Origin of the sequence: Paenibacillus sp. ClWae2A, assembly GCF_032452295.1 — a bacterium.
GTDB lineage: Bacteria > Bacillota > Bacilli > Paenibacillales > Paenibacillaceae > Paenibacillus.
Map to the genome: position 1 here is coordinate 70,659 of NZ_JAULSQ010000015.1, position 21,836 is coordinate 92,494.

A 21,836-nucleotide genomic window follows, 5' to 3' on the forward strand; every position below is an offset into this window, starting at 1 on the left:
GTAAACGCTTATTATAAAACGTTTTCGTTATTACCCATTTAAACTTAATTTTTCCTTTATATTGCTTATGTTGCTTTTGAAAGTAGAATTTATCACTGATTTTAACGAATTAATGTCTGATTATATATGTCTATATCTAATTTTTATATGATTTTCTCTAAAATCCAGATGGTATTTTGAAAACGCTCTATCGAGTATGATTATTTTATAAAACAGAGGAGGGGGAACGGAGATGGAAACGCTAACAAAAAAATCCGCTTCCGCGAACAGAAGCAGTGACCCCAAACCGCCTTTAAAGAATCGGCGGAACGGAATTTGGGACAGAATGAAACAGCAGAAATATCTCTATCTCATGTCATTGCCATTCGTAGCTTGGGTTTTCGTATTTAACTATCTGCCACTATGGGGATGGACGATGGCTTTCCAAAATTATAAACCTGCCAGATCATTTGGTGATCAAGAGTGGGTTGGTTTTAAACACTTTGTAGAGCTGTTCAGTGATGATCGTTTCTATCTGGTACTTCGAAATACGCTTGCAATGAGCTTGATGGGACTAGTTGTCGGTTTTATCGTACCGATATTCTTCGCTATTCTCCTGAATGAAATGAGAGGAATGTTCTTCAAACGTGCCGTGCAAACGGTATCATATCTGCCTCACTTTGTATCATGGGTCGTTGTGGCAGGTATTATCACCAAGATGCTATCCACCGATGGCGGGATTATCAATGATCTATTGGTAGGACTGAACATTATCGATCAGCCGATCCAATTCATGGCCAAGGGGAACTTGTTCTGGTACATTGTAACCGCTTCAGATATGTGGAAGGAAACCGGTTGGAATGCCATAATCTATCTGGCGGCGATTACAGGTATCGACAATGAGCTGTATGAAGCTTCCCGTGTAGATGGAGCCAACCGCTGGAGACAGATGTGGCATATTACGCTGCCTGGCATACGGACCACGATTTCCGTACTTTTCATCATGTCGATTGGGCATCTGATCAGTATCGGTTTCGAGAAGCAGTTCTTGCTTGGCAACAGTCTGGTCACAGACTACTCGGAAGTACTTGATCTATACGCGCTCAATTATGGTTTGAATATGGGACGATTCTCGTATGGTACAGCCATAGGTATATTCAACTCCGTTGTCAGTATCATCCTTCTGTTTACTGCGAACGGCTTGTTCAAAAAATTCACAAAAGAAAGCATCATGTAGGGAGGGGACGACATTATGGCGAACAAAGCATTCAATGCTACTCGGGGCGATAAACTGTTCGATATATTCAACATCCTCGCGATGACCATGGTGCTGGTTGTAACACTTTATCCATTCCTTAACGTACTAGCCATCTCACTCAATAACTCGACAGATACAGTACGTGGCGGAATTTACTTGTGGCCTCGCGAATTCACATTACAGAACTACAAAACGATTTTTCAATATGATGGATTGCTACAAGGTTTGCAGATCTCCATTCTGCGTACACTTGTAGGTACCGTGCTCGGATTGATCAGTTCATCCATGATCGCCTTTACACTGAGCAGACCTGACTTTGGACTTAGAAAGTTTGTTTCCACAACGCTTGCGCTCACGATGTATTTCTCCGGTGGTCTGATTCCGGTGTACATTCTGATGCGTGACTTGAACCTGATCGGTACATTCTGGGTATATGTATTGCCTGGCATGATCAGTGCATTTAACGTGTTCATTATCCGTTCATTCATTGATGGCCTGCCATACTCATTGCAGGAATCCGCGAAGCTGGATGGAGCGAATGACTTTACAATCTATTACAGAATCATCTTGCCACTGTGTAAACCAGTGCTTGCTACCATCGCATTGTTCCTGGCTGTAGGTCAATGGAATGCGTGGTTCGATACGTACCTGTATAATGGTTCAAAGGCACATCTGACCACGCTCCAATATGAGCTGATGAAAGTATTGCAAAGTACACAGCAAGGCTCAGGTGCTGGACGAAATGCCAATGATATGGCGCAGCAAATGACACAGATTTCACCGGAATCGATCAAAATGGCGATTACGATCGTTGTAACGGTTCCAATCCTCATTGTATATCCATTCCTTCAGAAGTACTTTGTTGGCGGTATGACACTGGGCGCAGTAAAAGGTTAAACCAGTGGGTACAGGCTGCCACATAGAGCGGCCGTACATCTACAAATGAAGCATCAGGATGCCCGAAGCGCAGCCATTTGGTCTGCGCTTCACCGTATAGGGCTGCGGTGTGGTATTCATGAAGCTATAGACAGGGACAAAAAAAGTCCCGGATAAGACAGACATATGAAACAGGGAGGATTACCATTATGGCAAGTTCCAAAATGAAGATTGCACTGGCTCCAGTGCTTGCGATGTCGTTGCTCGCAGGTTGTGGTGGAGGAAGCGGCGGTGATACGTCCTTCAAGGATACAAGCGCAGAGACAACTCCACTTACATTCGATTTCTTTAGTGTCGATCCCAGTCCGAACTGGAATGGCATGAAGGATGAAATCGGCAAAGTCCTTACAGAAAAAACAGGGGTAACCCTTAACGGTGAATTTGCCGTTAGTGGTGGTCAAGATAAGATATCTTTAATGGCGGCGAGCGGAGACTATCCGGATATCGTGTCACCCAAAGGAGAACTTAGCAAACTGGTGGATGCCGGGGCAATGCTCGATCTGACAGATCTGATCGACCAATATGCTCCCAATCTGAAGAAGCTGTATGGTAATTACATGGACCGGTTGAAATACAGTAATGAAGATCAGGCAATTTATGTGCTGCCAACGTATTATGCGGTAGACCAGAAGTACTTTGATGCAGGTGGTGGATTTGGCATTCAGCACCGTGTACTGAAAGAACTCGGATACCCGGAAGTGCGTACACTTGAGGATTACGAGAATGTATTGAGGGCGTACAAAGAGAAACACCCAACAATTGATGGTCAGCCAACCATCCCGTTAACACTGGACGCGGATGATTGGAGAATCATGATTACCGTAACCAACCCAGCCTTCCAGGCAACAGGAGCTCCGGATGATGGTGAATACTACATCGATCCAGAGACGTATGAAGCAAGTCTGCATTACAAACGTCCAGAGGAAAAAGAGTACTTCCGCTGGTTGAACCATATGTACAACACTGGATTGCTGGATCAGGACAGCTTCATCCAGAAAACAGACCAATACAAATCCAAAATTGCAAGTGGACGTGTTCTGGGTGTCATTGACCAGGATTGGGGTTACTCCGATGCAGAAAATGCATTGAAATCCGCTGGTAAGACTGAAGCAACGTATTCACACTTCCCGGTAACCCTGTCTAAGGATATCAAGGATCATGCCTACCAAGACCCTGGTTTTGTATCCGGTTGGGGTGTAGGGATTACAACATCGAATCCTGACCCGGTTCGTACGATCAAATTCTTCGATTACCTGGCTTCTGAAGAAGGGCAGGTGCTGATGAACTGGGGAATTGAGGGCAAACAGTATGAAGTGAAGGACGGCAAACGTGTCATTCCTGCCGACATTCTGGATCAGAAAACCAATAATGCAGCTGTATTCCAGAAAGAAACGGGTATTGGTCTGTACACCAATATGTCTGGTCACTATGGAGACGGTGTGAAGGATTCAACGGATAACTACTACACTACGAATTTCCCTGAACAGATCGTGGCAGCATATTCCGATGCAGAGAAAGAAACACTCAAAGCTTACGGTGCTACGACGTGGAAAGATCTGTTCCCGAGTGAAGACGAGTTCCCAATCAAACCATGGGGAGCAGCATACAATCTGCCAACACCAGGTGACTCCAACTACAACGTCATCTTCAAGAAAACACAGGATATCATTCGGAAACGTATCCCGGAAGCCATTCTGAGTACTCCTGAACAGTTCGATGCGATCTATGACGGCATGATTGCAGAAGTGAACCAAGCAGGAGCAGAGGATATGGAGAAACAATATACAGAACTCGTTCAAAACCGTGTTCAATTGTGGAGCGGTGAAGAGGCTAAATAAACGATTAGCCAGTCATATTTAAAACGAAAAAGAACCCAGAATATCTGGGTTCTTTTTTATCTAAAACGTTTTCCAAAAACGTTTTCAATTTTATAAATTCACTATTGACAAGGGATATAGTAGAGATTATTATTCAATTATGAAAGCACTTACATTTGCTTGTACATCATGTGATATACACCTGAATCTCAAAGTAAATACTTGCAGAAATGAAGAGGAAATAAGGCAAGAGTAGAACATTTTTTTATTTTTAGAAAACGCTTCTAATATTATAAAAACAAGAAAATTACATTCGTTTCGTCTGGTCACGGTATGTGCAGGTCAGCCTGTTATACAAATATACAGCTTCATTAATATCCATAAGGGGGATTACACATGAAGGGCAAAACACCAAAAACATTCGCAATGCTTCTGTTAGCCAGTGCTCTTGCAATTACAGCAGGATGCAGCGGCAGTGGAGGAGGAACTAACGCTTCAGAGAAACCGGTTGATTCCGGAGATACAACCAGTCCAGTGACCTTTACATTCTTTGGCGCAGACGCGAGTCCGAACTGGAATAACATGAAGGATGCTGTCGGTCAAGAGATTACTAAGGCAACGGGAGTTACAATTGAAGCAGAGTATGATGTGAATAATGGTGGTGACCAAAAGATTCCTTTGATGGCTGCCAGTGGTGATTACCCTGATATTATCTATCCTAAAGGCAACTTGTCTAAGCTTGTGGATGCAGGCGCGATGCTGGACCTGACCGATCTAATTGAGGAGCATGCTCCTAACTTGAAAAAAATCTATGGTGATCAGATGAACCGTCTGAAATACAGTTTGGAAGATCAAGCCATTTACACGATCCCGACTAATATGGGTGTAGATAACGTTGCGTTTGACGCTACGGGCGGATTCGAAATTCAACAAAGAGTATTGAAAGAGCTCGGCTACCCTGAAGTAAAAACGCTTGAGGACTACGAGAACGTACTGAGAACGTATTATGAAAAACATCCAACGATTGATGGTCAACCGACTATTCCGTTAACATTGAATGCAGATGACTGGAAAATTATGATTACGGTAACGAACCCTGCATTCCAAGCTACGGGTGGACCGGATGATGGTGAGTATTATATCAATCCTGAGACCTATGAAGCCGTTCTACACTACAAACGTCCTGAAGAAAAGGAATATTTCCGTTGGTTGAACAAAATGTACAATGAGGGTCTGCTTGACAAAGATACATTTGTTCAAAAGGATGACCAATACAAATCCAAAATTGCCAGTGGCCGTGTACTTGGTCTAATCGACCAAGAGTGGAACTATGGTGAGGCGGAGAATGCTTTGAAATCGTCTAACGGTGGCGATAAAACATATGCCCACTTCTCCGTATCCCTGAACAAGGATATTGTGGATCATACGTTCCAACCGACAGGATTTGACGGTTATGGTATCGGAATCACGACTTCGGCCAAAGATCCGGTACGTATTATCAAATTCATGGATTGGCTTGCTTCCGAGGAAGGTCAGGTCCTGAGAAACTGGGGTGTTGAAGGCCAACATTACCAAGTTGAAAATGGGAAACGCATCATCCCGGATGACGTACAAGATCGCAAAACCAATGATAACTCTGCTTTTACCAAAGAATCAGGCGTAGGCATGTATAACATATTTAGCGCCAGATACGGTGATGGTGTGAAAGATGCCACAGATAACTACTATACAACGAACTTCCCTGAGCAGATTCAAGCAGGTTACACTGCAGCCGAGAAGGAAACGTTGAAAGCGTATGGAATCACAACATGGAAAGATTTCTATCCTTCCGAAGAAGATCTGAAGCTGAAAGATTGGGGCGCAGCATACAACATGCCTGTACCTTCTGACACGGATTACAACGTAACGTTCCAGAAAACACAGGATATCGTCCGTAAACGTATTCCTGAGGCTATTCTTGCCAAACCAGAGAACTTCGACAGCGTATATGATGGTCTTCTGGCTGAACTTGATAAAGCGGGTGCAGTAGAGATGGAGAAACAATACACGGTTTGGATCAAGGAACGTGTAGCTCTCTGGACTGGAAAAGATGTGAAATAAGCTTGAAAACCAAGCATGAAAGCTATTGATTTTCAAAGCGAAAAAAGCCCTTGAGAAAGGGCTTTTTTTATTGTTGACGTGAGGTGATGGATAGCCTATAATCTATCATGTAAGCACTTTCAGTAAGCGTTTTAATTCATTTTCGAAAACGTTTTATGTTTGTTAGATGAATGATCTTTCTTTTATAGAATCGAAACGTCAGTCTCAGTAAAAGCGTCGAAATGAACGATATCGAAAGCGCATTCAAAAAAAAGTGGTATCCTCAGGCATAAAGCCTGTTATACAGATAAAACCTTCATAAATAATAGGGGGAACTAGACAATGAGAGGCAAAATGAAAGGTAATACACCCAAGACGTTTGCAATGTTGATGCTCGCAAGTGCAATGTTGGTTACAGCTGGCTGCGGGAACTCGGGAACCAAAGAGACTTCGGAGTCCAGCGGAACCGAACCGATCACAGTTACATTCTTCGGGGCGGATGCTAGTCCGACCTGGAACAAAATGCAAGATGCAGTCGGTAAAGAAATTACCAAGCAAACAGGCGTTACAATTGAAGCTGAGTATGATGTGAACAACGGTGGCGATCAGAAGATTGCACTTATGGCGGCCAGTGGTGATTACCCTGATCTCATATTCCCTAAAGGTAACTTGTCTAAGCTTGTGGATGCAGGCGCAATGCTGGATCTGACCGATCTGATTGAAGAGCATGCTCCGAACCTGAAAAAAATCTATGGTGACCAGATGAACCGTCTGAAATATAACACGGAAGATCAGGCAATATATACAATACCAACCAACATGGGTGTAGATAATGTTGTATTTGATGCAGGTGGCGGGTTCGAAATTCAACAAAGAGTACTGAAAGAGCTCGGATACCCTGAAGTGAAGACACTTGAGGATTACGAGAACGTACTCAGAGCCTATTATGAAAAACATCCAACCATTGATGGTCAACCAACCATTCCGTTGACATTGAATGCAGATGACTGGAAGATCATGATCACAGTAACGAACCCGGCCTTCCAGGCAACAGGTGCACCCGATGATGGTGAATACTACATTAACCCTGAAACGTATGAAGCGATGCTTCACTACAAACGTCCAGAGGAGAAAGAATATTTCCGTTGGTTGAACAAAATGTACAATGAAGGACTCCTGGACAAAGATGCATTTGTTCAAAAGGATGACCAATATAAGTCCAAAATTGCCAGTGGCCGTGTACTCGGTCTGATCGACCAAGAGTGGAATTATCAAGAAGCGGAAAACGCGCTTAAATCATCGGGCAAGGATGATGCCACATATGCTCACTTCTCCGTGTCCCTGAACAAGGATATTGTAGATCATACGTTCCAACCAACCGGATTTGATGGTTATGGTATTGGGATCACAACTTCGGCCAAAGATCCGGTACGTATCATCAAATTCTTGGATTGGCTTGCTTCTGATGAAGGACAAGTTCTGAGAAACTGGGGAATCGAAGGCGAACATTATAATGTAGAAGACGGGAAGCGTGTGATTCCTGACGAGATTCAGGATCGCAAAACAAATGACAACTCGAATTTCACCAAGGAAACAGGTATCGGGATGTATAATGCTTTTAGTGCGAGATACGGTGATGGTGTGAAAGATTCTACGGATAACTACTATACAACGAACTTCCCTGAGCAGATTCAAGCAGGCTACACTGCAGCTGAGAAGGAAACCTTGAAAGCGTATGGTATTACAACATGGAAAGATTTTTATCCTTCCGAAGATGATCTGAAGCTGAAAGAATGGGGTGCAGCATATAACATGCCGGTACCTTCCGACACAGATTACAACGTAACATTCCAGAAAACACAGGATATCGTACGTAAACGGATTCCGGAAGCTGTTCTGACTACACCAGCGAACTTTGATGCAACTTATGATGCCTTCCTGGCTGAATTGGACAAAGCAGGTGCAGTGGAGATGGAGAAACAGTACACCGTTTGGGTGAAAGATCGTGTCTCTCTGTGGACAGGAAAAGATGTAAAATAACATGGATTAAATAGAATCCATGGTTACACAAGGAAAGGGCCCTATATTGGGCCTTTTTTTTGTGGAATGTTGTGATGATTTGCATTGACGCAAATTTTGAAATCACATATAATTTTATTATTGTAAGCACTTACCGAAAACGTTTTATATTATAAGGAATATACAGCTGATTTAGGAACAGGAGCTAATCATGCCCCAACACAACAACCAAACTAAAATCAATCGTCTATGGTATCGACAACCGGCGCAACGCTGGGAAGAAGCGCTGCCTATCGGAAACGGCCGTCTTGGAGGCATGGTGTATGGCGGCGCAGCGGATGAACGAATTCAGCTCAATGAAGATACGTTATGGTCAGGGTTTCCACGGGATACGATTCAATACAGCAGTCAGCGGTATTTGAAGCAGACGCGAGAGTTGATCATGTCTGGACAGTATGCTGAAGCTGAGGATTTGTTGAACCGTGAAATGCTTGGCCGTGATGTGGAGGCTTACCAGCCGATGGGTCATTTTCTATTGCAACATGAGGGTCTGGATGATCTTTCATATGATGCATTTGAACGGGAGCTTGATCTGGAATCAGGTATTGCAACCACGACGTACTCATGGGAAGGAACTCGTTACGTACGTGAAGTGTATTCCAGTGCTTCGGATGATCTAATGGTCTGCACATTGACTGCTGATCAGAAGGGCGCTGTGAGTGTAAGTGTTACTCTGGACAGTCCCCATCCTTATCGCGTTGAGACTTCGGGAGATGCTCTCACCATGTTCAGTCGGTGCCCAAGTCATGTGGAGTCCAATTATTTCAGGGATCACCCGGAATCCGTCCTTTATGAAGAAGATCGGGGAACCGCTTATGCTGTGCGTTTAGCAGTTACGGCATCTGGCGATCAGGTGAAGGTCTCCAATCTGGAAGACAAGTTACATATTCATGGTGCAGATCAGGTTGTTTTCTATCTGGCAGCAGCTACGTCCTTTGAGAGTTATGATGTGTTGCCTGTGAAGAATCATCTTGTATTGGAAGAGGAATGCAAGGAGATAATCTCCAAAGCGATCACACATGGTGCGGAAGTACTTCGTGACCGACATGTTCAAGATCATCGCGCTTTGTTTAATAGGGTCTCTATTGATTTAGGGGTATCGGTTAACGCTGAATTGCCTACGGATGAGAGACTGCAGGCTTATCAGGCAGGGCAACAAGACCCTGGGCTGGAGGCACTTTATTTTCAGTATGGAAGATATCTGTTAATGGCTAGTTCGCGTCCGGGCAGCCAGCCTGCCAATCTGCAGGGAATCTGGAACCATCAGGTAGAGCCGCCATGGCACAGTGATTACACGATCAACATCAACACGGAGATGAATTACTGGCCAGCAGAAGTCTGCAATCTTAGTGAATGTCATGAGCCGCTGTTTGATATGCTGACCGATCTCAGTGATACAGGACGAAGAACGGCGCGGATTCTGTATGGAGCTCCTGGATGGGCTGCCCATCATAACGTGGATATCTGGAGAACCTCTACACCGACAGGTGGAGATGCAAGCTGGGCTTTCTGGCCGATGGGCGGGGTATGGTTGACCTCACATCTATGGGAGCATTATCAATTTACCGGTGATCAGCGTTTTCTGGAGGAACGTGCCTACCCCATCATGAAAGAGGCGGCGCTGTTCTGTCTCGACTGGCTGGTGGAAGGGCCTGATGGTTATCTGGTTACGATTCCATCCACTTCACCAGAGAACAAGTTTCTCACAGATGCTGGGGAGGCACGCAGTATATCCATGGCTTCAACGATGGACATGACGTTAATTCGTGAACTGTTCAGCCGCTGTATTGAGGCCGCGAAGCAATTGAATCTAGATGAGTCATTGGTGAGTGAGTGGGGTGAGGCTCTGGACAAACTCTATCCATTCCGAATTGGAAGCGAAGGACAATTGCTGGAGTGGTTTAAAGATTTTGCTGAATCTGAGCCAGGGCATCGACACGTCTCCCATCTGTATGGGTTGTATCCGGGGGAGCAGATCAATCGAGTGCACACACCGGAATTGGTAGAAGCAGCACGAATATCGCTTGAACGTCGAATCTCACAAGGTGGCGGGCATACAGGATGGAGCTGTGCATGGTTGATCAATCTGTATGCACGACTGCTGGATAGCAGCCAGGCACATCAGTTTGTCCGCACGTTGCTGGCCAGATCCACACATCCGAATCTGTTTGATGACCATCCACCATTCCAGATCGATGGTAATTTTGGAGGCACGGCCGGAATCGCCGAGATGTTATTGCAGAGCCACTTGAACGAGTTACATTTACTGCCGGCACTGCCTGAACTCTGGACTCAAGGTCGTGTTGAAGGGCTTCGTGCACGGGGTGGTTATACGGTAGCTATAACGTGGACGAACAATAAGCTTGAGTCAGCGATTATTAAGGCAGATCGAAGTGAGTCGCTGACCCTTCGCAGTGTTTATCCGCTGCGTGTGGAAGGAAATGAACAAGCCAAGACAGAGCTTACGCCTCAGGGCGATTATGTAATTATTTTAACGATGACCGCAGGACAGACGATCCGCGTGTCATCATGAGACGGAGGAGCCAACCATGACCATTTTTCAATTTCCACAAGATTTTCGATGGGGTACAGCAACAGCTTCCTATCAAATAGAAGGAGCGGCACAGGAAGGTGGACGCGGGGTATCCATCTGGGATACGTTTGCGCGCACGCCTGGCAAAGTATATAACGGAGACAATGGGGATGTCGCATGTGACAGTTACCACCGTTATGAGGAAGACATCGAACTGATGAAGAAACTCGGGATTAATACGTACCGGTTCTCCATTGCGTGGCCGCGCATTATTCCTGACGGAGATGGGGAGATCAATCGGGAAGGACTGGACTTCTACCATCGCTTCGTGGATGCATTGATCGAGGCTGGAATTGAACCGTTCCTCACCTTGTATCATTGGGATCTTCCGCAAACGCTGGAGGATGACGGGGGCTGGGGCAACCGCAGAACTGTAGACGCTTTTGTGAAATATGCCGAAGTGATTTTCAAAGAATTCTCGGGCAAGATCAACTTTTGGCTGACATTTAATGAACCATGGTGTATCGCGTTCCTGTCGAACCTTCTCGGGATTCATGCACCAGGAAACAAAGACCTGCAAACGTCAATTAATGTGGCACATGGATTGCTGGTTGCTCATGGTAAAGCCGTTCAATCCTTCCGTCGCTTGGGAACAACGGGTCAGATTGGTATTGCTCCGAACGTGTGCTGGGCTGAGCCGTACAGCAAATCTCCTGAGGACCAAGCTGCGTGTGACCGATCGATTGCGCTCAATACCGATTGGTTCCTTGATCCAATCTACAAAGGATCGTATCCGCAATTTATGGTGGACTGGTTCGCAGAAGCGGGGGCTACCGTACCCATTCAGGAAGGCGATATGGAGATTATCTCGCAACCGATCGATCTGCTCGGCATTAACTATTACACGATGGGGATCAATCGCTTCAATCCGGAGGCCGGTGCTCTGCAATCGGAAGAAGTTGACATGGGCCTCACCAAAACTGATATTGGCTGGCCCGTGGAATCACGTGGCTTGTATGAATTCATGCATTACTTGCAAAAGTACGGCAATGTAGATGTGTATATCACGGAGAATGGCGCCTGCATTAATGATGATCTGGAGAACGGAAAAATTAACGATGATCGCCGGATTTCATATTATGAGCAGCATTTGGCTCAAATTCACCGCATCATTAATGACGGTATTAACCTGAAAGGGTATATGGCATGGTCATTGATGGATAATTTCGAGTGGGCAGAAGGCTACCGGATGCGTTTTGGTCTTGTTCATGTGGATTATCGTTCACTCGTGAGAACGCCGAAGGAGAGTTATTACTGGTATCAGAACGTCATCAAGAATAATTGGTTGGAAACACGGAACGAACATAATCCCCAATAGTATAGATGGCAGGTTTAAGGGAAAAGCAGGTCCTCAATTTATATGGTTCCCTTATTGAAGATGAAAAAGACGGTAACATTGGAATATTCCAATGTGCCGTCTTTTTTTGTATTTTTTACAATTTAAAATGAGTAGTTCATAAAGGTTTCATAAGGTCAAGTGCAGTTCCTGTTATGAAGAGACGTTTTTTGGGTTATAAGAAGTATGAATGAATTGATAAATGTTTTGTCAACAGTATAAATCAAAATAAAGTGTCCAAATTGAGAATAAAATTTGAACATTTGTTGACTAAAAATCATACTGATGTGGTATATTGGTATAAGGAAAGCACTTACAAAAAGGGAAAAGGAAGTGTTTACTATGGCATCGAAGACAGCAATGGTCAGCCAATTGGAGCGCAAAGACAAAAATATGCGGCGCGCCGTCTTGACGATGACAGTTCTGGCATGGATCGCACTCATTACGGGAGTGGTTATGTGTCTGATCAATCTGAATGACTTTAATGATCGTAATCTTGGTTTGATGGTTGGTATTGGATTCCTTGTAGGTAGTGTGTTTATTTACGTTATTGCCAAAGCGATTGGCCTTGTTCATACACGCCGGGAAGACGAAGGCGCCGATTGATTATAATCCTGCGTTAATTCGTTCATAATAAGACTGGATGAGTTCCCGGAATCCAGTCAATAAAGCCCTTTGCGGATTCGTTGACACTGTTCAACGGGACTGCAAAGGGTTTTATTTTGTGACTTGAAGTGTAAAGATTACGAAGTACAAATATCAAGCATGCAAGCGATTTGTGAGAAAAAATTCACACATTTAAGGTGTAAAATCGACAAATTTGTTAACAAGAACAAAAAAGTTGTTCATTTCTGATATCTTTAGTAGGAAGAGAGTAGTATACTGATTTTTCAGTATGAGCGAATTTAAGGAGAGGGGATCAAAATGAACAAGAAACCTAGGTCGCTAATCCGGATTATCATTCCGGTTGTCCTGACGTTGGTTACAATTGCATTGATTGTCTGGCCAATGCTGGCAGGCGGGCAGTACGTTGTTCTGGATCCGAAGGGGCCAATTGGCGCTTCGCAGAGAGATTTGATTGTCATCTCGACAATTTTGTGTGCTGTCATCATTGTGCCAGTACTCATTTTGTCTGCCGTAATCGTATGGCGTTACCGCGACAAGCCGGATAACAAAGCTGCTTATGAGCCTAACTGGTCTCATAGTACGAAGGCGGAGGCAATCTGGTGGACGGTTCCAATTATTATTATTGGAATACTTGCAATTGTAACGATTCGTTACACGTATGTTCTGGAGCCTTCGAAGCCGTTGGCTCATGAGAAAGAACCAATTACCATCCAAGTGTCTTCACTGGACTGGAAATGGCTGTTTATGTATCCTGAGCAAGGGATTGCAACGGTCAACACGCTGAATATTCCGGCAGACCGGCCCGTGAAATTTGAACTCACTGCGGATTCACCGATGAACTCATTCTGGATTCCGCAACTTGGAGGACAGATTTATACGATGTCGGGTATGGCGATGACCTTGTATCTGCAGGCAGATCATGAAGGCAAGTACTGGGGTTCAGGCGCTAACTTCACAGGTGAGCATTTTGGAGAAATGCGTTTTGATGTGAATGCTACATCGGACGAAGATTTTGACAATTGGGTAGCTGAAGTGAAACAGAATTCTCAGGCGTTGACTACAGAAGGTTACAAAGCATTGGCTGAACCAGGAACAAGCAATGTTGCTTATTATTCTGCCTTCCCAGAAGGATTGTTCCAAAATATTGTGACCAAGTATGTTGTAGATGGTCAAAGTGCTCACAGTAAGCATGGAAGTTCAAGTGAAGCTGCTGGAGCCATTCAAAGTGCAACTGATAAGTCTAATCAAGACGAGGACAAGAGTGCTAACTAAAGATTCGAAAGGAGGCCCCCAATGTTAGAGAGACTTAAAGAGTTTGCATCGGAGTTTTTCGTTACCGGCGACCCGCTGATTTATGGTGCGGACGTAGCGATCGGAATTACGATGATTACCATCGTAGCGGTGCTGACTTATTTCAAAAAATGGGGCTGGCTCTGGCGTAACTGGTTAACTACCGTCGATCATAAAAAGATCGGTATTATGTATATCATTGCTTCCATTATCATGTTGTTCCGTGGTGGTGTGGATGCATTGATGATGCGTCTGCAGCTGGCTATGCCTAACATGGATTTCTTACATCCTGAACATTATAATCAGGTCTTTACAACTCACGGCACGATCATGATCTTGTTCATGGCCATGCCATTTATGTTTGGTTTATTTAACGTTATCGTGCCATTACAGATCGGAGCAAGGGACGTTGCCTTCCCGTTTCTGAATGCATTGAGCTTCTGGTTATTCTTCCTGGGAGCAATGCTGTTTAACCTGTCCTTCGTTATCGGTGGTTCACCGGATGCGGGATGGCTGAGTTATCCACCTCTATCGGAGCTGTCACACAGTCCGGGGGTCGGACAGAACTTCTATATATGGGGTATACAGATATCGGGTATCGGTTCCCTGGCTACCGGTATCAACTTCCTGGTTACCATCATTAAAATGCGTGCGCCAGGCATGAGATGGATGAAAATGCCGATGTTCACATGGTCGGTATTCTCCACTTGTATCATTATCTTGTTTGCTTTCCCGATCTTGACCGTGACACTTGCATTGTTATTCCTCGACAGGTTTGCCGGGGCGCATTTCTTCACACTTGATCTGGGCGGTAACCCAATGATGTATATCAACTTGATCTGGATGTGGGGTCACCCTGAGGTATACATTGTCGTCTTGCCGGCATTCGGTGTATTCTCCGAGATTGTAAGTACCTTCTCTCGGAAAAAACTGTTTGGTTACAAGTCAATGGTATTTGCAATGTTAATTATCAGCTTCCTGTCCTTCTTCACATGGGCGCATCACTTCTTCACGATGGGTTCCGGAGCAGACGTGAATGCATTCTTCGCCGTTACCACGATGTTGATTGCTATTCCAACAGGGGTTAAAATATTTAACTGGCTGTTTACCATGTATCGAGGAAGGATACGCATGACGACTCCGATGATGTGGACACTTGCCTTTATCCCGTGCTTTATTGTCGGGGGTATGACAGGCGTTCTGTTATCCGTTGCTCCTGCTGACTTCCAGTTCCACAACAGTTACTTCCTGATTGCCCACTTCCACCAAGTATTGATCGGTGGCGTTGTCTTCGGATACTTCGCAGGTCTGTATTACTGGTGGCCTAAAATGTTCGGTTTCCAACTTCCAGAGAAACTGGGCAAATGGGCATTCTGGACTTGGAATATTGGTTTCTATGTCTGCTTCATGCCGCAGTACGCTGTCGGTCTGATGGGTATGACACGTCGTCTGAGCACATACGGCTGGGATACTGGCTGGTGGGAACTGAACTTCGTATCCACAATCGGGGCATTCCTGATGGGTGTCGGATTCTTGTTCCAAGTTGCACAAATTGCAGACGGTATTCGCAAATACAAAACACTTAAAGCTTCCGGCGATCCATGGGATGGTCGTACGCTCGAGTGGTCGATTCCTTCACCAGCTCCTGAATATAACTTCGCTGTTACACCGCGCGGAGATGATATCGATGAGTGGTGGGAAGAGAAAGAACGTCGTGCCAAAGGCATCTATCCGCCTGAGCAACCGCTTGAGCCGATTCACATGCCGAAAAATTCCTCGATTCCGTTCATCATGTCTGTCTTCTGGTTCGTTGCTGGTTTCGGCTTCGTATTCGGTTGGCTGTGGATGGCGATTCTCGGACTTGCTGGCGTAGGCATCTGTATGATCGCCCGTTCATTCTCTTACGATACGGATTATTACATTCCGGTCGACGAAATTAAGCGTACCGAAGCGTCGTTAAGGGGGTCGGTATAGATGGCTCAAGCAGCCGCTAAGCACGGTGAGAATCATGCGCATGGTCATGACCATGGCCACCATGATCCACAGGAAATGAAAATTCTCGGATTCTGGTTCTTCCTGATTTCCGACGTTATCTTGTTCTCCGTATTGTTCGCAACCTTCATTGTGTTGCGTGACAATTCGGCGGGCGGACCGATTTTGTCCGAACTGATCAAAATGCCTGGCGTTATCGCCGAGACATTTATCTTGCTCACGAGTTCATTTACGAGCGGACTTGCCGTTCTGGCCATGAACCAGGGTAAAGTGAAACAATTGATTAACTGGCTGATTGTTACAGCTGTTCTGGGTGCAAGCTTTATCGCCCTGGAGGTTTACGAGTTTGTTGAGATGGTTCACGAAGGCTTTAGTTACACGACGAGTGCGGCTTCTGGTGCATTCTTCACCCTCGTGGGTACTCACGGACTTCACGTATCGCTTGGTCTGATCTGGATGATCGGACTCATGTTCCAACTGAAAAAACGTGGAATTACCGACGTTACTCGCGGTAAGATCAACGTTATCAGCTTGTACTGGCACTTCTTGGACGTCGTATGGATCTTCCTCCTGTCGATTGTCTATCTCATGGGGGTGATGTAGATGGCAGAGCACAACTCACATGATTCCCACGGCCATGAACAACATGGCTCACTGAAGTCTTATGTCATCGGCTTCATTCTGTCCGTCGTACTGACGATCATTCCACTTGTGGTGGTTTTGAACGACATGATGGGCAAAACAGGAACACTCGTTGTGATTCTTGGTACAGCAGCACTTCAGTTTGTGGTTCAACTCTTCTTCTTCATGCATATCCGTGAAACAGAGAAACCGCGCTGGAATGTGATGGCCCTTATTTTCGGATTACTGATTATGATGACCATTGTAATTGGTTCGATCTGGATTATGCTTAACAATGCTGTTGCACATTAATTGATATGATGAAAGATCCTCACGACCTTGGAATTCAAGGTTGTGGGGCTCTTTTTTTTTCTAAGCAGAAGTTATCGCATATTTTAGTGAAATAAAAGTTGGATTATATCATAATAAGTTGTTGGTGAAATAATTTACGATTGATACTATTGTTATACACTCTGTAAATATATTCAATATTTTAGTTAGAGCTATTTTAGCAAAATTATTTTAGGAGATGTACCAATGAAAGCTAGGGTAATCCGTTATTATCGTTTTGGCGAACCAAGTGAAGTGTTATGTATGGAAGAAAAAGATGTGATCCCCCCTGGCCCCGGTGAATTAGCAGTTAGGATGTATGCTCGGCCTATTAATCCCTCCGATATTATTCCTGTTCGAGGAGCTTACCCGCATCGTACCCGATTACCAGCTGTTCCCGGGTTTGAGGGTGTGGGGATAGTAGAAGCAGTAGGGCCGGGAGTATCCAATCAAATGTTGGGACGCCGCGTCTTGCCGCTAAAAGGTGAGAATACTTGGCAGGACGTCGTGAAGACTTTGGATCGTCATACAATCATCGTGCCGAATGATATCGATGATCAATCAGCCAGTCAGCTCTATATTAATCCGGTTACGGCTTGGTTGATCTGTACAGAGGTGCTTAAGCTTACGTACGGTGATACCCTCATTGTGAATGCAGGGGGATCTGCGATCGGGCGAATCTTTGCACAGATTTCAAAAATCTATGGATTTAAATTGATTGCGCTCACGAGAGATGATCGTCATACTGCTGAACTGTATCGTCTTGGAGCAGTTTCTGTTATCAATACGAAGAAAGAGTTGCTACAGGATAGAATTTCGGAATTAACAGAGGGGTGCGGTGCTGATGCAGCCGTGGATTGTATTGGAGGGACAGACGGTGAACATTTGGTGAGTTGCCTTAAGCCAAATGGTACGGTCATCAGTGTAGGACTGCTTTCGGGGATCACACCGGTATGGCATGAAGTAACCCGGGGGACACAAGTTCATGTGAAACTTTTCTGGTTAAAGCATTGGGTGGAATGCTGTTCGCAAGAACGGTGGGAACAGGTATTTCATGAGGTGATGGAGTTGGTCAGAGCAGGGAGGCTTGTCATGGCAAACATTGGGGCGACGTATGAACTAACGAATGTACAACAGGCTATCGCAGTGGCTGAATCGGGTATCGAGGGGAAGGTTCTCTTAATACAGTAGTACATAAGACTTGGAAAAAAGTCTTAATCTCATTATCATATAAATTACTTTTTCGAAAATAAAGGTACACAAAAGATACATAATGAACTAAAATGAACTTATATGAACATTACCAAACTCAATCCCAACTAATTTAAATGACGAAAGGAATGGATTAATAATGGAAAATCGTTATGCTGCACATCCCAATGAAGTGAAAACGTATGATACATCTCGCCTGCGTGAGGAATTTTTGATGGAGCAACTGTTTGCTACCGATGAATTGGTAACGGTGTATTCTCATGTGGATCGTTATATTGTGGGAACGGCTGTACCTGAGAGCAAGGATATTACGCTTGAAGTGAACCTGAAAGATATCGGAACGAACTTTTTCCTGGAGCGTCGTGAAATCGGTATCATTAATGTAGGTGGTCACGGAACAGTAACAGCGGATGGACAAGGCTATGAGATTGGAGCAAAGGAATGTCTCTACATCGGCAGAGGTGTGAAGGAAGTTGTGTTCACGAGCAGTGACAAGGCTCAACCTGCCCAATTCTATTTTGTATCCACACCGGCTCACCACACCTATCCAACAGTAAAAGCAACGCAAGAACAAGCTCAGCCGAATCATCTGGGCAGCATCGAAACTTCCAATGAGCGTACGATCTATCGTTATATTCACCAAGGAGAAGGTGGGATTCAGAGTTGTCAGTTGGTAATGGGCATTACCGAACTCGACAAGGGTAACATGTGGAACACGATGCCTGCACATACCCATAACCGCCGTTCCGAAGTATACTTGTACTGGAATCTACCAGAAGACGGCGTTGTATTCCATATGATGGGTGAGCCAGACGAAACGCGGCATCTGGTTGTACGCGACCGTCAGGCGATCATTTCCCCAAGCTGGTCCATTCACAGTGGTGTGGGTACAAGTAATTACACCTTCTGTTGGGCGATGGCTGGTGAGAACCAGACGTTCGAAGATATGGACGGCGTAGCGATGAAAGACCTGAAATAATAAATTACAGACGTCTGAGTTAAATTGACAGAGTAGACGCTAGAACTCATTCATTTTAACTCAGGTAGTATAGGAAGTTGATTGTGATGAATCCATTGAAAAGACATGAAAAAATTATGGAGGCTCTGCTGGAGCGCCAGGAAGTAACCGTCAGTGATTTGAGTGAGTTGTTGCAGGTGACTGGGAAAACAGTGCGAGAGGATCTCGACAAGTTGGAGAGTATGGGACTGCTCGTACGTGTCCATGGTGGTGCTATGCTGGCTCAGAATGACCAGTATGGCATTTTGAATAGCCGCGGAGTTACCGAGAAGCATCATCCGGAGAAGACGGAGATTGCTGAACGTGCCCTTGCTTACATTCGACCTGGAGATATCGTTGCTCTCGATGGTGGCAGCACCACGCTGGAGATGGCCAAACGTCTCGATAATCAGCCGCTGACGGTGGTGACCAATGACCTGTTCATTATTGCGGAGTTGACCAAGAAGGAGCAAGTGAGACTGGTTGTGCCTGGCGGGGCTCGTGTACGGAATATGCTGGTGGGCGATGATACGGCTGCATTTATATCCAGTCTTAACATTCATAAAGCCTTTATATCCACGACAGCCCTTCATCCGGAATTTGGGCTATCGATCTACACGGGAGATCTGGTTCCTTTGAAAAAAGCAATGATATCTGCCTCGCAGCAAGTATACGGCGTTGTGGATCGTTATAAATTCGGACAATTTGCACTGCGAACTTTCGCACAGTGTTCGGAACTGGACTACATTATCAGCGATAGTCGTTTGGATGAAGAGACAGTTGCCTTATACGAGCAGAGCGGTGTCACAGTGGATTATCAAAGTTAACCTCATTCATTATTCATGGGATTAAAGAACGGACGGATCTAAGGATTGCATATCAAAACCATGCGGAGGGAATCATTCATGAACCCATTTGATTTAAGCGGACAAGTTGCACTGGTGACAGGTACCTCGGGAGGACTTGGACAAGGGATGGCCATTGGCTTGGCAGAAGCAGGTGCTGATGTGGTGCTGGTCTCTTATTCCAAGCCTGAGAAAACGGCAAGTGCCATTGAAGCACTCGGACGCAAAGCTTATGTGATTGAAGCGGATTTAAGTCGTGAAGATGAGTTGTCGGCTGTGTTCGAACAGGCGCTTGCGTTCCAGGGCAGAATTGACATTCTCGTCAACAATGCCGGAATCATTCGTCGCACACCTGCGGCTGATCATGCAGGGCAGGACTGGCATGATGTAATTGGCCTGAACCTGAACACTGTATTTTTCCTAAGCCAATTGGCTGGCAGACATATGATTGAGCGCGGAAGTGGCAAAATCATTAATATTGCATCCATGTTGTCCTATCAAGGCGGGATTAATGTACCGGGTTATACAGCCAGTAAACATGGCGTTGCCGGTTTAACCAAAGCACTCGCCAATGAATGGGCAGGGAAGGGAATTCAGATTAACGGTATCGCACCTGGTTATATGGAAACCGATAATACTACCCAGATCCGTGCGGACGAGAATCGTTACCGGGATATTACAGCCCGTATTCCTGCGGGGCGTTGGGGAACACCTGAAGATCTGAAAGGCCCGGTTGTCTTCCTGGCATCTGCCGCTTCGGATTATCTGAATGGTCATGTGCTGAATGTCGATGGCGGCTGGATGGCACGTTAATCGTTTGATCATCGGATTAGCATAAGGAGGCAGTGAGATGAAACTTGGTATTCTGGCGCATACATTTGGCAAACAGCCTACAGCACAGCTTGCGCAGACGATTGCGGATAACGGATTCAATTCCGTACAGCTGGCGCTTGCCAAAGCATTATCAGATGTGGACTCATCGAATGGCAAGCTCAGCCCTGGGCTGGCGAATGAGATTGGAGATCAATTTGCACAGCGCGGGGTGAAGATTGCGGTACTGGGCTGTTATATTAATCCGATTGACCCTGATCCGGTAACAAGGCGTGCGGACATTAATCGATTCAAGGAGCATCTGCGTTATGCCCGGGATTTTGGTTGCAGCATGGTAGCAACGGAGACCGGAAGCTTGGACACCTATCAGGGTACGCATCCGGATGGATATGAAGAGAAGGCATGGAGCGTGCTGAAAGAAACGGTTGAGGAATTGGCTGAGGAAGCGGAGAAATGGGGCGTGCATGCGGCGATTGAGCCTGTGTCCACACATACCCTTCATACCCATGAACATATGACACGTTTGTTTGAAGAGATTCCTTCATCCAATCTGGGGATGCTGTTCGACCCGTGTAATCTGATCAAACAACCACATGCAGCTGATCAAGGGGCTTTCTTGCGCGAGGTGATGAAATCGCTGTATCAGCGCATGATTGTGATCCATGCGAAGGATGTAGCCTTCGATGCACAGGGAGAGAAGTTCAACCCAGTACCTGGGGCAGGCATACTGGATTACCCGTTATTTTTTGAATTGCTAAAAACGTATAAGCCACATATCGATATTTCACTTGAAGGCGTAACTGCAGAGGAAGCTGTGCCTGCGGCCAAACATTTGCGTGAAGTATGGAGTGCAGTTCGGGTCTAACAAAACCCTGGATGAGGTATAACATACCGAAGCCAAAGTAGCTGAAAAACCTTTGCGAGGGCAAAGGTTTTTTTGGTACAGAAATCGATAATGGACATATTTAATATTTCTTATCGGAACAATCGGAAATAAGTCTTTTCAAATGCGAC

General features: G+C 45.3%; 17 protein-coding genes. All 17 read left to right on the plus strand.

What is annotated here, in order from left to right; translation table 11 throughout:
• Nucleotides 1–232: 232 nt before the first annotated feature.
• Nucleotides 233–1,216, plus strand: a complete 984-nt coding sequence (locus tag QVE09_RS27860; RefSeq protein ID WP_036606891.1) for an ABC transporter permease — start codon at nucleotides 233–235, stop codon at nucleotides 1,214–1,216.
• A gap of 15 nt (nucleotides 1,217–1,231) precedes the next feature.
• On the plus strand, nucleotides 1,232–2,134 hold the full coding sequence (locus QVE09_RS27865; protein ID WP_036606894.1) for a carbohydrate ABC transporter permease: 903 nt from the start codon (nucleotides 1,232–1,234) through the stop codon (nucleotides 2,132–2,134).
• Between the two features lie 188 nt (nucleotides 2,135–2,322).
• Entirely contained in the window at nucleotides 2,323–4,011 is a 1,689-nt protein-coding gene (locus tag QVE09_RS27870; protein ID WP_315939428.1) for an ABC transporter substrate-binding protein, read from the plus strand.
• 375 nt (nucleotides 4,012–4,386) lie between these two features.
• Complete coding sequence (locus QVE09_RS27875; protein WP_315939429.1) at nucleotides 4,387–6,090, plus strand: ABC transporter substrate-binding protein; 1,704 nt, start codon at nucleotides 4,387–4,389, stop codon at nucleotides 6,088–6,090.
• 321 nt (nucleotides 6,091–6,411) lie between these two features.
• Nucleotides 6,412–8,109, plus strand: a complete 1,698-nt coding sequence (locus QVE09_RS27880; protein WP_397387112.1) for an ABC transporter substrate-binding protein — start codon at nucleotides 6,412–6,414, stop codon at nucleotides 8,107–8,109.
• A gap of 190 nt (nucleotides 8,110–8,299) precedes the next feature.
• On the plus strand, nucleotides 8,300–10,681 hold the full coding sequence (locus QVE09_RS27885) for a glycoside hydrolase family 95 protein (protein ID WP_315939430.1): 2,382 nt from the start codon (nucleotides 8,300–8,302) through the stop codon (nucleotides 10,679–10,681).
• A 16-nt stretch (nucleotides 10,682–10,697) separates the two neighbouring features.
• Entirely contained in the window at nucleotides 10,698–12,059 is a 1,362-nt protein-coding gene (locus tag QVE09_RS27890) for a GH1 family beta-glucosidase (RefSeq protein WP_315939431.1), read from the plus strand.
• 360 nt (nucleotides 12,060–12,419) lie between these two features.
• Nucleotides 12,420–12,683, plus strand: coding sequence for a hypothetical protein (locus QVE09_RS27895; RefSeq protein ID WP_124118139.1), 264 nt, complete (start codon nucleotides 12,420–12,422; stop codon nucleotides 12,681–12,683).
• Nucleotides 12,684–13,001: 318 nt separating this feature from the next.
• A complete protein-coding gene (gene cyoA / locus QVE09_RS27900) occupies nucleotides 13,002–13,976 on the plus strand; it encodes a ubiquinol oxidase subunit II (protein ID WP_315939432.1) in 975 nt (324 codons plus the stop codon).
• A 21-nt stretch (nucleotides 13,977–13,997) separates the two neighbouring features.
• Nucleotides 13,998–15,968, plus strand: coding sequence for a cbb3-type cytochrome c oxidase subunit I (locus QVE09_RS27905; protein WP_315939433.1), 1,971 nt, complete (start codon nucleotides 13,998–14,000; stop codon nucleotides 15,966–15,968).
• Nucleotides 15,969–16,589, plus strand: a complete 621-nt coding sequence (cyoC, locus tag QVE09_RS27910) for a cytochrome o ubiquinol oxidase subunit III (protein ID WP_091038523.1) — start codon at nucleotides 15,969–15,971, stop codon at nucleotides 16,587–16,589. It abuts the gene before it with no gap.
• Nucleotides 16,590–16,919, plus strand: a complete 330-nt coding sequence (gene cyoD, locus QVE09_RS27915; RefSeq protein ID WP_215077953.1) for a cytochrome o ubiquinol oxidase subunit IV — start codon at nucleotides 16,590–16,592, stop codon at nucleotides 16,917–16,919.
• Between the two features lie 225 nt (nucleotides 16,920–17,144).
• The gene (locus QVE09_RS27920; protein ID WP_315939434.1) at nucleotides 17,145–18,128 is read left to right on the plus strand and encodes a zinc-dependent alcohol dehydrogenase family protein; all 984 of its coding nucleotides are present in this window, start codon (nucleotides 17,145–17,147) and stop codon (nucleotides 18,126–18,128) included.
• A gap of 160 nt (nucleotides 18,129–18,288) precedes the next feature.
• On the plus strand, nucleotides 18,289–19,128 hold the full coding sequence (gene kduI / locus QVE09_RS27925; protein WP_124118136.1) for a 5-dehydro-4-deoxy-D-glucuronate isomerase: 840 nt from the start codon (nucleotides 18,289–18,291) through the stop codon (nucleotides 19,126–19,128).
• Between the two features lie 86 nt (nucleotides 19,129–19,214).
• On the plus strand, nucleotides 19,215–19,973 hold the full coding sequence (locus QVE09_RS27930; RefSeq protein WP_315939435.1) for a DeoR/GlpR family DNA-binding transcription regulator: 759 nt from the start codon (nucleotides 19,215–19,217) through the stop codon (nucleotides 19,971–19,973).
• Nucleotides 19,974–20,051: 78 nt separating this feature from the next.
• The gene (gene kduD / locus QVE09_RS27935; protein WP_315939436.1) at nucleotides 20,052–20,804 is read left to right on the plus strand and encodes a 2-dehydro-3-deoxy-D-gluconate 5-dehydrogenase KduD; all 753 of its coding nucleotides are present in this window, start codon (nucleotides 20,052–20,054) and stop codon (nucleotides 20,802–20,804) included.
• Between the two features lie 37 nt (nucleotides 20,805–20,841).
• Nucleotides 20,842–21,687 carry a sugar phosphate isomerase/epimerase family protein gene (locus tag QVE09_RS27940; RefSeq protein WP_315939437.1) on the plus strand — a complete coding sequence of 282 codons (846 nt, stop codon included), beginning with the start codon at nucleotides 20,842–20,844 and terminating at the stop codon, nucleotides 21,685–21,687.
• The last annotated feature ends 149 nt before the right edge of the window (nucleotides 21,688–21,836 follow it).

Bases quoted from the DNA above. Each gene is read 5' to 3' on its own strand.
- QVE09_RS27880 (WP_397387112.1), top strand. From the start codon at position 6,412: ATGAGAGGCAAAATGAAAGGTAATACACCCAAGACGTTTGCAATGTTG.
- QVE09_RS27865 (WP_036606894.1), top strand. From the start codon at position 1,232: ATGGCGAACAAAGCATTCAATGCTACTCGGGGCGATAAACTGTTCGAT.
- kduD (WP_315939436.1), top strand. From the start codon at position 20,052: ATGAACCCATTTGATTTAAGCGGACAAGTTGCACTGGTGACAGGTACC.
- cyoC (WP_091038523.1), top strand. From the start codon at position 15,969: ATGGCTCAAGCAGCCGCTAAGCACGGTGAGAATCATGCGCATGGTCAT.
- QVE09_RS27885 (WP_315939430.1), top strand. From the start codon at position 8,300: ATGCCCCAACACAACAACCAAACTAAAATCAATCGTCTATGGTATCGA.
- QVE09_RS27860 (WP_036606891.1), top strand. From the start codon at position 233: ATGGAAACGCTAACAAAAAAATCCGCTTCCGCGAACAGAAGCAGTGAC.
- cyoD (WP_215077953.1), top strand. From the start codon at position 16,590: ATGGCAGAGCACAACTCACATGATTCCCACGGCCATGAACAACATGGC.
- kduI (WP_124118136.1), top strand. From the start codon at position 18,289: ATGGAAAATCGTTATGCTGCACATCCCAATGAAGTGAAAACGTATGAT.
- QVE09_RS27930 (WP_315939435.1), top strand. From the start codon at position 19,215: ATGAATCCATTGAAAAGACATGAAAAAATTATGGAGGCTCTGCTGGAG.
- QVE09_RS27940 (WP_315939437.1), top strand. From the start codon at position 20,842: ATGAAACTTGGTATTCTGGCGCATACATTTGGCAAACAGCCTACAGCA.
- QVE09_RS27905 (WP_315939433.1), top strand. From the start codon at position 13,998: ATGTTAGAGAGACTTAAAGAGTTTGCATCGGAGTTTTTCGTTACCGGC.
- cyoA (WP_315939432.1), top strand. From the start codon at position 13,002: ATGAACAAGAAACCTAGGTCGCTAATCCGGATTATCATTCCGGTTGTC.
- QVE09_RS27920 (WP_315939434.1), top strand. From the start codon at position 17,145: ATGAAAGCTAGGGTAATCCGTTATTATCGTTTTGGCGAACCAAGTGAA.
- QVE09_RS27875 (WP_315939429.1), top strand. From the start codon at position 4,387: ATGAAGGGCAAAACACCAAAAACATTCGCAATGCTTCTGTTAGCCAGT.
- QVE09_RS27895 (WP_124118139.1), top strand. From the start codon at position 12,420: ATGGCATCGAAGACAGCAATGGTCAGCCAATTGGAGCGCAAAGACAAA.
- QVE09_RS27870 (WP_315939428.1), top strand. From the start codon at position 2,323: ATGGCAAGTTCCAAAATGAAGATTGCACTGGCTCCAGTGCTTGCGATG.
- QVE09_RS27890 (WP_315939431.1), top strand. From the start codon at position 10,698: ATGACCATTTTTCAATTTCCACAAGATTTTCGATGGGGTACAGCAACA.